The following is a 13,005-nucleotide window of genomic DNA, read 5'->3' on the forward strand; positions in this document are numbered from 1 at the left end:
CCCGTGATCCCCGCTTGAATTTTAAGCATTTCCGAGCATGGGGAATGAGAGCCAATTGGGCAAAATTAAGATTAGAAGGCAATTCCACAAGTAGATTAGCCGTAGTCGAATTATTCGGTTAGCTAACAGCTTAAAAACAACTTTTAATTATTAATTAAGGATCTTGGTCGATGAATAGAAGAATACAGCTCATTACTCTATTGACTTGGCAGTATATTAACCAGCAGCTAGGTCATCAACATTCTGTTTGGAATATTAGACATTTTTGGTATTTATATCAAATTACTCTATTTAAAAGATGTTGGGAGCAGGAATGTTCTCAAAAGAGTCATCCGCAGTGTTAAATAATCATTAATTAACCTGATGGAATCATAAAAGGGGCAGGTAGTAAGCTGAAAGTAACGACAAATTCAGCAATCCTGCCCTATGTTTTGTTTATACCAATTTCTCTATGAAAATGCATTAAATTAGATTTGACTCCTTTGCCCTAAACTAAGCGGGATAAACGTCTTTGCGTCTTTGCCCCAAACTAAGCGGGATAAACGTCTTTGCGCGAGAATTACAATCAAAATATTAAGTGCAACTTTAAAGATAAATGGTATTAGATGCTTTGTTTTACAAGGGTATAAAAATACGTCCGAAATTGAAATAATTTATCCCATTAAAATAACATTATCGATTACGTGAATTACGCCGTTATCCGCTTCAATATCTGCTGCAATTACGGTGGCATTCTTAACTTCAAAATTATCAGTAAAATCGAGGGAAATAGGCGCACCTTCAACAGAAATAACTGACTCAAGTTTGGCTAAATCAGCTTTCATTAATTTACCAGAAACAACATGATAAGTTAAAATTCTTGCTAGTTGAGGCGGATTTTGCACTAAAGTTTGAACTGTACCAGGGGGAAGTTTAGCAAAGGCATCATCAGTGGGAGCAAAAACAGTGAAAGGGCCTGGAGTTTTCAAAGTTTCAACTAAGTTAGCTGCTGTTACGGCAGCAACTAATGTACTAAATCCTTCTGTGTTTACTGCAATATCAACAATATCGGGCATATTTATAAATGTTGTATGTCTATTGATTTTATCTTCGTTTATTTAGTCAATTGTATAGTATATTCACTTCAAAAAAATCAAAAATACCAGCTAAATATTAGTTTAATTATTGCTAATAATTTTAAATTAATACTATTTTAAATTATCTTCTAAGTCTGGCAATTTTATCTAATTACTGATGAAATTTGGGATACAACATCGCCTTAACAGGAGATTTCCCGATCAGATGTTGCTTAATTACGGTGTCAACTTCATCGGGGTGAACTTGCCAGTACCAAACTCGATCTGGTTCTATAACAACCATTGAACCATTTCCACACTGTCCTAGACAAGGAACAGAGATCAGTTCAACCCCTGGAGGTAAGTTTTGGGCAAAATTCTGCCATACAGTCTGCGCCTGGTATTTACGGCAGCTACGCCCGCGACAAACTACTACTTTTTTCCCAGATGTTGGAGATGATGGATTATGAGCGATCGCTGATAAATCTGTTTCTGATGTCATCACTACACAATTCAAGTAAATTAAAGTTTAATTTATGCTGCTAAATCTTAACTTTTTCAATGCCCTAGGGGGGCATCGAGGTTAAATGTGCTAGCTTAATTAGTAATAGGACTTGGACTTTAGTTTATCTCGGCAAAAGACGGCATATATCTCTTCTAAATCCGATTCACAAATTAATTCAATTTATCAAAGGAAGTAGCAAGTGGTTACAATCCCTCATCAATCAGCCTCTACAGTTCATGAGCATCATCATCATCATGAATCCGATCATAATCAAAACAATCGAGTAGCCGTATTATTAATGGGCTATGGCGAAGTAGAAAGTTATGCAGACTTTGCTAACTACAACGAACAGGCGCTCAATCTTTTGACGGCTAAATTTGCCCCCGTACCTACCTGGATTTATCCAGCGATCGCCAAATTATTAGCAATTTTTGACCTTCACGAATGGAGTCATCAGCACAATAATTTTATTTCCCCCCACAACGCCATCTTTGAAGAGCAAAGAGTAGGTATTGAAAAAGAACTTAAAGAAACCTGGGGTGAAAAGATAGCAGTCTTTAAAGCATTTAACTTCTGTGCGCCTCATTTACCCGAGCAGGTATTGGCTGAAATTAAAGAGCAAGGTTTTGAGAAGATTTTAATTTATCCTTTGCTAGTAGTTGATTCTATTTTCACTAGCGGTATTGCTGTCGAGCAGGTGAATAAAGCCTTGGCACAGCAAGCAGATGGAGATACTCATTGGTTAAAAAGTTCCCGTTACATTCCTTCCTTCTTCAACAAGCCAGAATATATTAATTTGATGGCGCAGATGGTGGAAGAAAAGATTGAAGCAGAGTTAGCTCAAGGGCATTTAGCTTCACAAATTGGGATCGTCTTAATGAATCATGGCTGTCCCCATAAAGCCAAAGGATTTACTTCAGGCATTGATGAAAGTCAAGCTATGTATGAATTGGTTAGAGAAAAACTAATTGATAAATATCCGCTTATTTCTGTCGGCTGGCTCAACCACGACACGCCTCTAATTGAGTGGACACAGCCCAACGCTAAGCTAGCTGCTCAAAATCTGATTGGGTTAGGAGCAACTTCGATTGTGATGATGCCCATTGGTTTTGCGACTGAAAACCACGAAACTCTACTAGATGTAGATCATATTATCCATAGTCTTCAGCACAAGCATTCTGACGTTACTTTTATTCAGATGCCCTGCGTCAATAGCCATCCTGAATTTATGCACATGGCAGCGGAGTGGGCAAATCCTCAGATTGAAGCTTTATTAGGGGAATCTGGTAATACGGTAAATCCTCAGCTAGCTAAAACCCAAGCTACTCATCACCATCATCATCACTAAACGTTCTGTGTGAATTAAGCTTTTAGCTTTTAGCTTTTAGCTTTTAATTAAATAAAATAATTAATAACTATCAATTTCACTATGTCCTCAAAGGCGATCGCCATCAGCCGACGCTTTTATTTCTGCACGGTTTTATGGGAGACTGTCATGATTTTGATCGGGTTATTAATAACTTGTCAGGGTTTTGCTGTCTAGCTGTAGATTTACCTGGTCATGGTCAGACTATAGTAGAAGAGGATAGCGATTATCAGATGCCGAATGTTGCTCAAGCACTAATTAACTTATTAGTCGAGTTAAACATCAAGCAATGTATTCTAGTGGGTTATTCGATGGGAGGCAGAATTGCTCTTTATCTAGCTATTTATTTTCCTCAGTATTTTCCAGGAGTAATCTTAGAATCTGCTTCCCCAGGATTATCTAGTCAGTTAGAGCGCGATCGCCGTAGAGCAAAAGATTCAAAGCTGGCAGAGCAACTAGAGTCATCAGATTTTGATTTTGCTAATTTTCTCCAACAATGGTACAGCAACCCGTTATTTGCATCCTTGAGAAAGCATCCTCATTATCCCCAGGCGATCGCCAGAAGATTGTGTAACGATCCTAATCAGCTAGCCAAGTCCTTACGCTCGATCGGTTTAGGGACACAGCCTACACTATGGAAAAGTCTTCCAGAGATACAGATTCCCCTGCTACTGATTGTGGGAGAGTTAGATCCCAAATTTATCAAGATTAACCAAGTAATGGCTAATTGTTGTCCGCAGGCTAGTTTGTACAGGATCGATAATACTGGACACAATGTTCATTTTGAAGCTCCTTTGCAGTTCAGTAAACTGCTTAAATATTTTGCTACCAATTTGTCATTAACAGTAGACTTTAATTAATAGATTAACTATCAGCAAACAAACCAAGTTGCTGATACTCGATATTAAAAAACGTCTAGTGTGAATTAAAAATTAGAGTGATTTAGCTATAAGCTATAAGCTCTCTAGTTGTATCTAAACCAAGCAATAGAAATGGGAGTTTTTTGACTTTGGTTGTAGCTCAAATCAGTTAATTTACGATATCTGTTCTTTTCTTCCAAAGGCTAAAAGCTAAAAGCTAGTTAATTTGAACGAAGCTGATTCACACTAAACGTATCTAATCAAATGACTCAATCTTGATTAAATAGCTAATTATGAGCGTTTTGTGTTTATTTTGCGCTAATTTTGCTTGCATTGTACAGAAGATTTTTTGACTCAAATAAGTTAAGATTCTCAGTAGTAACACATAAATATAACAGTAACAAATATATCTCTATTCTTGAGCAGTGCCGATCCCTTGATAACTAGTTCAAGTGTTTTGCTCACTAAGGTAGAAAAAACATTTAACAAGATCAATAATATTAATAATCTATAATGAGTATTCAACCATCACTATCGTTGACGGAAATATCGGCTAATGGTTCGGCAGCCAAAACAATTTTGACCGAATTGTTTAGTAATTTGCGCGATGTTAAGACAGAAGAAGATATTCTACAAGCTGGAGTTAGCATTGTTCGTCAAGCTCTCAAATGCGATCGCGCTGTTGTCTATAGTATGCAAGCAGAATCCTACTGTAAAATCGTCGCCGAAGCAGTAACTCCTGGCTATACGCAAATTTTGGGTAGGACAATTAAAGATCCTTGCTTTGAGGCGGGCTATATTGAAAAGTATAGTAAAGGTCGAGTGCGGGCAATTACTGATATTCATAAATCGGGAATCAATCCTTGTCATATTGAAAACCTGGAAAAAATTGAGGTTAAATCGAATTTGGTGGTGCCAATTGTCCGTCAGGATAACTCCTTATATGGATTATTGGTCATGCATCAATGTTCGAGAAGTAGAGAGTGGCAACAGTCGGAGGTAGAGTTTGTTCTTCATGTGTCTGGTTGGCTGATTGAAGAACTTGCTAAACATGAGTATTATTCGGCTTTAGAATTGCAGGTAAAAAATGCTAAGGAAGCTCGACAGCTAGTTACCACCGCAACACAACAAATTCATCGAGCCGTAAATAGTCAGGAAGCTTTACAGTTTGGGGTATTGCAAGCCAAGGAAATAATTAATTGCGATCGCGTTGTAATCTATGGATTGCAAGAGGGAAATATGGGTAAAATTGTCGCCGAAGCTACTGCTCCTGCTTTAGCACCGATTTTAGGCAATGTAATTAAAGATCCCTGTTTTGAATACCGTTACTCAGAGCAATACGAGAGTGGGCGAGTTCGGGCAACACCTAACGTTTTTGAAGCTGGCCTGAGCGAATGCTACATTGATAGTCTTGCTAAAATAGGCGTCAGATCTAATTTGGTTGCAGGGATCAATTGGGACAACGGTAAGATTTTTGGTTTATTAGTAGCTCATCAATGCTTCGATTTTAAAGATTGGCAGCCAGACGAAATTGAAAACTTTAAAGAGATCGCTTTCCATACTGGATTGTCTCTGTCAAAAGCGATCGTCAAAGAGCGCACTTATACAATTGAAACAGGGCTACATCAGCTAAGTCACGTCAAGGATACAGTTAATTTGGCGAAATCCAAGATCGAGCAGATTAAGCAGCCAATGCAGGATACTGGCAAAATTTTAGTTGAAATCAACAATCTTAATAAGCTGCTAGAACGAGAAATCGATCAGATTAATCAAAATGGCTTAGCGCAGACGAAAAAAGATACTAAGTTAATTCAGATTATTGCCCGCAAATTAATTTCAATCACCTCGAAAATTAAAAACTCTCTAACTACAGTTAATACTAGTAGTAATGAAGCAAAACTATTTCTAGATGAGGCGAGCGCTTATATTGATGGGAATCAATCTGAATTTGATTGATTTTTAGTGATTTAAAACTAGAGAATTATTTGGTGTTGTCTATAATCGCGATCGCTTTAAATTTAAAGCGATTAAAGATCTGGAGCAAACGGATTAAAAACAAGATGGCGGCGATCGCTAAGCCCAGAGACTGTCCAATCCATAAACCCTTTCCTCCCATACCGTAGTTAAAGCCCAAAATATAGCCTGTAGTTAAGCCAATCCCCCAAAAAGCAGGAATACTCAGTAGCACGGGAATCTGTGTGTCCTGGAGTCCCTGGAGTGCGCCATAAATAATTTTTTGCATCCCGTCGAGGATTAGTGCCACCACACCGATAGTCAGCATCGGCACAGCCATTGTAATTACGGCTAAATTAGCAGGATCTCTGAGGTCAAGATAGAGTCCGATAACTAATTGGGGAAAAATACAGATGGCGATCGCGATTATTAGATTAAATATCAATCCTAAGATAATACTGAGAGCAGTAGCTCGTTGAATACCAACCAGGTCATTTTTGCCTAAAGCTTGACCGACTCTGATGGTTGTAGCGTAAGAGATGCCCAAAGGAATCATAAAGATAATTACGATAGTTTGCAGTACTATTTGATGAGCAGCCAAAGTCTCTGTACCCAATGCACCCATAAGATAAGTAACCACGGCAAATAATCCTGACTCCAAGGCAATAAAAATGCCAATCGGTGTGCCAAGACGAATCAGCTTGAGGAAGATAACTGACTGAAATTGACCCAACTGAGCAAAAAGACGGTAGGTTTTAAGTCGTGGATGTCGGAGCAGATAGACTACCAGAGCCAAAAACATGAGCCAAAGGGTAATTACGCTGGCGATCGCTAAACCTGCAATTTCTAAGCGGGGAAAACCAAACTTACCAAAAGCAAGTACATAGTTGCCCACAATATTACAGATCGTCCCCCCCATTACAATTAGCATCAAGGGACGAGCATGAGATAAACCAGAGGCAACTCCTCGCAAGAGCATAAATCCCAAAATAGGAAAGCACCCCCAAGCCATGATGTCCAGATAAGTATCAGCCAGGGCAATGGTGACAGGATCTTGCCCCATGGCTAGTAATAGACGGTCTAGATTGGCAATAATTATGGCGAGGGGCATGGTTAAAATTATTACGAGATAAAATCCTTGGCTAGTAATGGTCGCAACTCGATGCTTTTTCTGCGCACCATCAGCCTCAGCAATTAGAGGCGTTACAGCCATGATTACTGCACCAACTACACTAGTTAAAGTCATAAAGGTAATGCTGGCAAGCCCTCCCGCAGCAAGGGTTGTCGCTCCTAAACGACCCATCATTAAAGTATCGACAAAACCGATGAGAGACTGAGCCACTTGGGCGCTAGCCAGAGGAATTACTAACTGGAGTAGTTTTTTGCTCTCCTGATAAATTGGACTGGTTTTTAAAGTCAAAAACAAAACTACGTTATTTAAAAATTCCCTGATATTTAAACTTATCTATAGACATAATCTATCGTGTTTATCGTATTCATTGTATTTTCTGAAACCACCTAAAAAAACTATAATAATCAGGCAAGATTTAACGATGCTGGAGAAACTCTTATGGCGCGGATGTATTACGACGAGGATGCTAACCTAGATCTCTTAAAAGATAAAACGGTAGCAATTATCGGTTATGGTTCTCAAGGACATGCTCACGCACTCAACTTAAAAGATAGCGGTGTTAATGTCATTGTAGGTTTATATCCTGGCAGTAAATCGAAAGCTACGGCAGAAGCAGACGGATTGAAAGTTCATCCTGTAGAAGATGCAGCTAAAGCAGCAGATCTAATTATGATTCTGCTACCAGATGAAGTCCAAAAACAAGTTTATACCGAACAGATTGCCCCACACCTTAGTGATGGTAAAATCTTAGCCTTTGCTCACGGGTTTAATATTCACTTCGGACAAATTGTCCCTCCTCAAGGTGTAGACGTAATGATGGTTGCGCCTAAAGGGCCAGGACATCTAGTTAGACGTACCTATACTCAAGGACAGGGTGTACCTTGCTTATTTGCAGTCTATCAAGACGCTACAGGTCAGGCACGCGATCGCGCTATGGCTTATGCTAAAGGTGTCGGTGGTACTAGAGCAGGAATTTTAGAAACTTCCTTTAGAGAAGAAACTGAAACTGATTTATTTGGTGAACAAGCGGTACTTTGTGGCGGTCTCAGCGCCTTAATCAAGACAGGTTTTGAAACTTTGGTCGAAGCTGGTTATCAGCCTGAATTAGCTTATTTTGAATGTCTACATGAAGTTAAGCTGATCGTCGATTTAATCGTGGAAGGCGGGTTGGCTAAAATGCGTGATAGTATTTCCACTACAGCAGAATACGGCGACTATACTCGCGGCCCTAGAATCGTCAATGAACAAACCCGCGCTGAAATGCGTAAAATTCTGCGAGAAATTCAACAAGGAGATTTCGCCCGCGACTTTATTTTAGAAAATCAAGCAGGTAAACCAGGATTTACGGCAACTCGTCGCTTAGAAGCAGAACATCCAATTGAAGAAGTGGGTAAAGATGTTCGCGCTCACTTTAGCTGGTTGAAAAATAATTAAGCTGAATTTTAGTTTGGTTTAGACTGATTAGTTATTAACATTAGGAGAGTTAGCTCTCCTTTTTTTGTATCATCCACAGATAAAAAGTTATGAGCAAAGAAAGTTTCGGACTAGATAATCGGCTATATGAATACTTACTTTCAGTATCCCTAAGAGAAGATGAGGTACTAGCTCAATTACGTCAGGAAACTAGCCAACACAGCGCTAGTATTATGCAAATAGCCCCCGATCAGGGACAGTTTATGGCGTTGCTAGTCAAACTGTTAGGAGCTAAGAAAACTCTAGATATTGGCGTGTTTACAGGCTATAGCTCTTTAGTGGTGGCGCTGGCGTTACCTGAATCGGGAACAGTAATAGCTTGCGATCGCGATCCTCAATGTACCGAGATTGCTCGTCGCTATTGGGAATTAGCAGGAGTAGCCCACAAGATCGATCTGCGTTTAGCACCCGCATTAGAGACCTTAGATCGGTTAATTGCCAATGGTGAAGCCGGTAGTTTTGACTTTGCCTTTATTGACGCTGATAAATCTAACTACTCTAACTATTATGAACGGGCTTTAACTCTGTTGCGTCCTGGAGGAATAGTGGCGATCGATAATGTCCTTTGGTTTGGTAGCGTTGTCGATCCTAAAGATACAGATAAAAGAACGGTTGCCATTCGGGAATTCAATCAAAAACTCCATCAAGACAACCGAGTAGAAATTAGTATGCTGGCGATGGCCGATGGTCTAACCTTGGCACTTAAACAGTAATTTTTTAATAATTGTTCAATATCAGCTCAGTAAACTTTATGGCAATGGCGGACTAGGAGGATTAGGCGGATTAGACGGATTAGAAAAGGGATCGATGGTGTCGGGTAAGCCAGGTAGAGCGCTAGTGCCAGGTAGAGCAGGATTAACTCCTGGAGTCGGCGCAACTTGTACTGGTTGAGAGCCTTCGGGTAGAGTGGCTAGCGCCACGCGATCGCCCCCCACATCCCGCAGAATATCTAAAACTTCAACGACTTCTCTGTAGGTCGAGTTTTTGGCAGCATACAAAGTCATCAAGCCATCAGGATTAGCCTGTCGGAATTTTTTAATTTCCCACGACAAATCAGCGCGACTAACCAAAGTCTTATCAACGTATAGCTGACCAAGATCATCAATCGTCACAATTAAAATATTTTGCAACTGTGGCGTACCAGTTTTTGCTTGAGGCAAATCCAGACTAATTGCTTGTTGACGCGAAAAATTGACCGCAGCTAAGATAAAAAAGATCAAAATACAGAAAATAACGTCAATTAAGGGCAATATCTCAATATTTGCCCCACTTTGCTGGCTATCATCCTGCCAGAGATTCATCGATTTAATTGGTTTCGGCTGGTACTTTCGTTTACGAGTCATGTAAGTGATTACTGATTAGTGATTACTGATTGGGGGATCGAAGATTAGGGGGTCTAATATCGACAAAGGAATATTCGTCTTTGCTAATAACGCCAGGGGTTTCGTCTTCTTGTAATTGTGACCAGCGATCGCGATACATAACTTCCAGACGGCTACCAGTGCGACGTAAGATTCTAATCTGATTTGCCCAAAAAGCCTGAAACATACGATAAAAGCTGAGGCTAACAATGGCGACTAGTAAACCTGCTGCCGTAGAGATCAATGATTCCCCAATCCCCATGGTTACTCCAGAAGCATCTGCTGTACCTAAGTCACTGATTTTAATCGAACTTAAGGCTTGAATTAGTCCCCAAACTGTTCCAAATAAGCCTAACAAAGGAGAAAGAGCAATAATTGCCTCTAATACTTTGTCTCCCTTGCGCATCCGCGCTACTTGTTCTTCAGCAGCCGATTCTAGAGCGAGGTGAAACATATCAGGGTCAGGGTTAGATAGTAAAAAGGGAGAATAAACAAAACTTCCCAAGGGATGACTAATATGTTCCTGAGCAATTTTACCTACCAAATTCCAGTTGCGTTCGGCAGCTTCCATGATCTGATTAAAAATTTTCTTTTCTTGGAAAACTACTCTTGACCAAAACCAGAGCCGTTCGAGGATAGTTGCAATAGATAGTACTGAAAGAAACAGCAGGGGATACATAGAAATACCGCCCTTATCAATAATTTCTAAAAAATTCATCTTACGCCAATTACCTCTTGATATAATTTTTAATTAAAATTACTTGAACAGTTTAAACATTTTAGGTTATTCCAGTTTAAGTCCATAAATATAAATAACACAGGCTACACTAAAATCTTGGTTATCTAAAATTTTTCTAACATGGGTTTCGATTGATGTCTATAGTCAAGGAATTTGGTAATTTATCGTCAGCAACTTGATGTATTCTTTTGCATCTTAGACTACTATAATCTGCACTGTTAATAATTAATTGCCAATGAACCGTAATACTCTTTGGGGAACTTTTGCTCTAGTTTTACTGCTTAGTTTAGCGGCATTAGCATCTCAGGAAGAAGCCAGCTCAGTCAGTTCTCTCAATCAGCTATCTAGTGGATCTAAGTTAATTGCTAGCCAACCAGGAACTAAACTAAATCAGCTAGTAAACGCCAATAATCGCTTTGGCTTTGATTTATTTGCTCAACTCCAGCTACAGCCAAAATCTCAGTCTCAAAACATATTTATCTCACCTCAGAGTATAGCGATCGCTCTAGGGATGACGCGCAACGGTACGGCGGGAAAAACTCAGGCAGAAATCAGCCAAACTCTAGGATTAGAACAATTTGACCCAGCAACAGTTGATTCTAACTATGAGCAGTTAATTGAAACTTTAAACACTGCCGATAACTCTGGAAAATTGGCGATCGCTAATTCTCTCTGGGTCAATCAAAATATTAGTTTAAAAGATAGTTTTATTAAAACTACCCAAGATTTTTATCAGGGAAAAGTCAGCAACCTAGACTTTACCGACACCTCCGCCAAGAATACAATTAATCAGTGGGTAGCCAGCAACACCGCTAACCAAATTCCTGCGATCGTTGATTCGCTCTCGCCTGAAGCTGCTTTGTATCTAATCAACGCCATCTATTTTAAAGCAAGCTGGACAGATAAGTTCGATCCTAATGCCACTACAGAGCAACCTTTCTATCTTGAATCTAAGACAACAAAACCTGTAGCGATGATGAGTCAGACAGGAGACTATCGCTACTATGAAAACCAACAGTTTCAAGCGATTCGGCTACCTTACGGCAAAGGTAAACTGGCAATGTATATTTTTCTCCCTCAAGCCAATAGCAGTCTAGAGCAATTCAATCAGCAGTTAAATCTAGCTAATTGGCAAACATGGTTGAATCAAATGCGATCGCAACCAGGCAATGTTTCTCTACCCAAATTTAAGCTGGAATATACTAAAGAGTTAAAAGATGTCCTGTCCTCTCTGGGGATGCAGCAGGTATTTAATTCTAGTCAAGCAGACTTTTCTGCCATGACAGATAGTGCTGTGGCTCTCGCTCAGGTTAAACACAAAGCGGTAATTGAGGTCGACGAAGAGGGAACAGAAGCTGCGGGAGCTACCTCTAGTGGTATTCGTATAACATCAGCAACACCTCAAAATAAGCCTTTTACAATGAACATTAATCGCCCCTTTTTCTTCACCATTCATGACGATCGTGCAGGAATAATCCTTTTTATGGGTAATGTTGTTGAGCCTGAAGAAAATTAGCTTTAAAAATATCCCTTAACTTTTTTGGTTTTGTACCAGGGTGACAAAGTTCGAGAGAATCTTTAGTCCATTCTCCGAAGACTTTTCTGGATGAAACTGGACTGCCATCAAATTATCATGAGCGATCGCAGCTGTTACGGTTTGTGAACCATGAGTTACCATTGCCGAATTAAATTGAGGCTCTTGGGGAGCAGCATAAAACGAGTTAACAAAATAAACATAAGGCTCAGGGGGCAAATCTTGCCATAGTGGATGATTGGGTTGATTAAACTCCAGTTGATTCCAACCGATCTGTGGCACAGTGATTCCTGGCTCACTTTTAAAACGATGTACCATACCAGGAATAATACCTAATCCCTTTTCAATACCTTCAGCCGAGCCTTCAAATAAAAGCTGTAGTCCCACACAAATACCTAAAAATGGTTTACCTGTGGCAATAGCTTGCTTAATTATCTCTTCTAGATTACGCTCTCTAATGTGTCTCATGGCAGGATCGAAGGCTCCTACACCTGGCAAAACTACGGCATCAGCAGCAAAAATATCTTCAGCAGCATTGGTTATTTTAGGCACTGCACCCGCTTTCTCCAAACCTTTACAGGCAGAGTGTAGATTTCCCATATCGTAGTCAATCACAGCTACATTAACCATATTTTACCGTTACCACTGAATACTCTCTTACCGTATTCTAAACAACTTTGGTTACGGCTTATTATTCTTTACCAGGAAGGCAAGGATAGGAGAAAAAATTTCACCTACAATCATTAGCGTAAAATCGGGATGACAGGATTTGAACCTGCGACATCCTGCTCCCAAAGCAGGCGCGCTACCAAGCTGCGCTACATCCCGTTTATGACTTTTTTAATTTAGTCCTGAATCAATATAACACAAATACTTGTGAATAGTTAATTACGGAGCAATTAGGGATTTAGAAGTTTTGCTGAAAATAAAATGTCTTAACAAGTAATGATGAATGCTAAGGGTTTTGAGTTTGATGAAAATTCAGTCAGAAGTCTAGGGGTGAGTTTGTTTATCCAAATCACCCGCT

At 39.7% G+C, this 13,005-nt stretch carries 13 protein-coding genes and 1 tRNA gene; 7 read left to right on the forward strand and 7 right to left on the reverse strand.

The genetic code is table 11. The annotated features are described in order from the left end of the window. Positions 1-170: 170 nt before the first annotated feature. Entirely contained in the window at positions 171-344 is a 174-nt protein-coding gene (locus KME09_25950; GenBank protein MBW4537384.1) for a hypothetical protein, read from the forward strand. 309 nt (positions 345-653) lie between these two features. On the opposite strand, the gene KME09_25955 is transcribed toward KME09_25950, so the two are convergent. Next, positions 654-1,055, reverse strand: coding sequence for a fasciclin domain-containing protein (locus tag KME09_25955; protein ID MBW4537385.1), 402 nt, complete (start codon positions 1,053-1,055; stop codon positions 654-656). A gap of 172 nt (positions 1,056-1,227) precedes the next feature. Continuing rightward, positions 1,228-1,557: a (2Fe-2S) ferredoxin domain-containing protein gene (locus KME09_25960; GenBank protein MBW4537386.1), complete on the reverse strand. Its 330-nt coding sequence runs from the start codon at positions 1,555-1,557 to the stop codon at positions 1,228-1,230. Positions 1,558-1,759: 202 nt separating this feature from the next. On the opposite strand from KME09_25960, the gene KME09_25965 reads away from it, so the two are divergent. The 3 genes from KME09_25965 (at position 1,760) to KME09_25975 (ending at position 5,742) form a co-directional block, all read left to right on the forward strand. Next, positions 1,760-2,908 carry a ferrochelatase gene (locus KME09_25965; GenBank protein MBW4537387.1) on the forward strand — a complete coding sequence of 383 codons (1,149 nt, stop codon included), beginning with the start codon at positions 1,760-1,762 and terminating at the stop codon, positions 2,906-2,908. A gap of 134 nt (positions 2,909-3,042) precedes the next feature. After that, the gene (menH, locus tag KME09_25970; GenBank protein MBW4537388.1) at positions 3,043-3,786 is read left to right on the forward strand and encodes a 2-succinyl-6-hydroxy-2,4-cyclohexadiene-1-carboxylate synthase; all 744 of its coding nucleotides are present in this window, start codon (positions 3,043-3,045) and stop codon (positions 3,784-3,786) included. A gap of 513 nt (positions 3,787-4,299) precedes the next feature. Then, on the forward strand, positions 4,300-5,742 hold the full coding sequence (locus KME09_25975; GenBank protein ID MBW4537389.1) for a GAF domain-containing protein: 1,443 nt from the start codon (positions 4,300-4,302) through the stop codon (positions 5,740-5,742). A 25-nt stretch (positions 5,743-5,767) separates the two neighbouring features. Here the strand turns inward: KME09_25975 and KME09_25980 are convergent, their stop codons facing one another. Continuing rightward, positions 5,768-7,159: an MATE family efflux transporter gene (locus KME09_25980; protein ID MBW4537390.1), complete on the reverse strand. Its 1,392-nt coding sequence runs from the start codon at positions 7,157-7,159 to the stop codon at positions 5,768-5,770. A 150-nt stretch (positions 7,160-7,309) separates the two neighbouring features. Here KME09_25980 and ilvC point away from each other — a divergent pair, with 150 nt between their 5' ends. Beyond that, complete coding sequence (ilvC, locus tag KME09_25985; protein ID MBW4537391.1) at positions 7,310-8,305, forward strand: ketol-acid reductoisomerase; 996 nt, start codon at positions 7,310-7,312, stop codon at positions 8,303-8,305. Between the two features lie 89 nt (positions 8,306-8,394). Beyond that, positions 8,395-9,057 carry a class I SAM-dependent methyltransferase gene (locus KME09_25990; protein ID MBW4537392.1) on the forward strand — a complete coding sequence of 221 codons (663 nt, stop codon included), beginning with the start codon at positions 8,395-8,397 and terminating at the stop codon, positions 9,055-9,057. 36 nt (positions 9,058-9,093) lie between these two features. Here the strand turns inward: KME09_25990 and KME09_25995 are convergent, their stop codons facing one another. Both KME09_25995 and KME09_26000 read right to left on the reverse strand, forming a co-directional pair. Next, the gene (locus KME09_25995) at positions 9,094-9,645 is read right to left on the reverse strand and encodes a biopolymer transporter ExbD (protein ID MBW4537393.1); all 552 of its coding nucleotides are present in this window, start codon (positions 9,643-9,645) and stop codon (positions 9,094-9,096) included. A gap of 64 nt (positions 9,646-9,709) precedes the next feature. Continuing rightward, a complete protein-coding gene (locus KME09_26000) occupies positions 9,710-10,423 on the reverse strand; it encodes a MotA/TolQ/ExbB proton channel family protein (protein MBW4537394.1) in 714 nt (237 codons plus the stop codon). Between the two features lie 256 nt (positions 10,424-10,679). Here KME09_26000 and KME09_26005 point away from each other — a divergent pair, with 256 nt between their 5' ends. Then, complete coding sequence (locus KME09_26005; GenBank protein MBW4537395.1) at positions 10,680-11,960, forward strand: serpin family protein; 1,281 nt, start codon at positions 10,680-10,682, stop codon at positions 11,958-11,960. A 15-nt stretch (positions 11,961-11,975) separates the two neighbouring features. On the opposite strand, the gene hisH is transcribed toward KME09_26005, so the two are convergent. Together hisH and KME09_26015 are read right to left on the reverse strand one after the other, a co-directional pair. Continuing rightward, positions 11,976-12,608, reverse strand: a complete 633-nt coding sequence (hisH, locus tag KME09_26010) for an imidazole glycerol phosphate synthase subunit HisH (GenBank protein MBW4537396.1) — start codon at positions 12,606-12,608, stop codon at positions 11,976-11,978. A gap of 124 nt (positions 12,609-12,732) precedes the next feature. Further along, positions 12,733-12,806: transfer RNA gene (locus tag KME09_26015), tRNA-Pro, on the reverse strand. Positions 12,807-13,005 lie beyond the last annotated feature (199 nt).

This window comes from Pleurocapsa minor HA4230-MV1, from assembly GCA_019359095.1.
GTDB classification, from domain to species: domain Bacteria; phylum Cyanobacteriota; class Cyanobacteriia; order Cyanobacteriales; family Xenococcaceae; genus Waterburya; species Waterburya minor.

What these genes read in the sequence shown, in the direction of transcription:
- KME09_25950 (MBW4537384.1), top strand. Translation starts at nt 171, where the DNA reads ATGAATAGAAGAATACAGCTCATTACTCTATTGACTTGGCAGTATATT.
- KME09_25955 (MBW4537385.1), bottom strand. Translation starts at nt 1,055, where the DNA reads ATGCCCGATATTGTTGATATTGCAGTAAACACAGAAGGATTTAGTACA.
- KME09_25960 (MBW4537386.1), bottom strand. Translation starts at nt 1,557, where the DNA reads ATGACATCAGAAACAGATTTATCAGCGATCGCTCATAATCCATCATCT.
- menH (MBW4537388.1), top strand. Translation starts at nt 3,043, where the DNA reads ATGGGAGACTGTCATGATTTTGATCGGGTTATTAATAACTTGTCAGGG.
- KME09_25975 (MBW4537389.1), top strand. Translation starts at nt 4,300, where the DNA reads ATGAGTATTCAACCATCACTATCGTTGACGGAAATATCGGCTAATGGT.
- ilvC (MBW4537391.1), top strand. Translation starts at nt 7,310, where the DNA reads ATGGCGCGGATGTATTACGACGAGGATGCTAACCTAGATCTCTTAAAA.
- KME09_25990 (MBW4537392.1), top strand. Translation starts at nt 8,395, where the DNA reads ATGAGCAAAGAAAGTTTCGGACTAGATAATCGGCTATATGAATACTTA.
- KME09_25995 (MBW4537393.1), bottom strand. Translation starts at nt 9,645, where the DNA reads ATGAATCTCTGGCAGGATGATAGCCAGCAAAGTGGGGCAAATATTGAG.
- KME09_26000 (MBW4537394.1), bottom strand. Translation starts at nt 10,423, where the DNA reads ATGAATTTTTTAGAAATTATTGATAAGGGCGGTATTTCTATGTATCCC.
- KME09_26005 (MBW4537395.1), top strand. Translation starts at nt 10,680, where the DNA reads ATGAACCGTAATACTCTTTGGGGAACTTTTGCTCTAGTTTTACTGCTT.
- hisH (MBW4537396.1), bottom strand. Translation starts at nt 12,608, where the DNA reads ATGGTTAATGTAGCTGTGATTGACTACGATATGGGAAATCTACACTCT.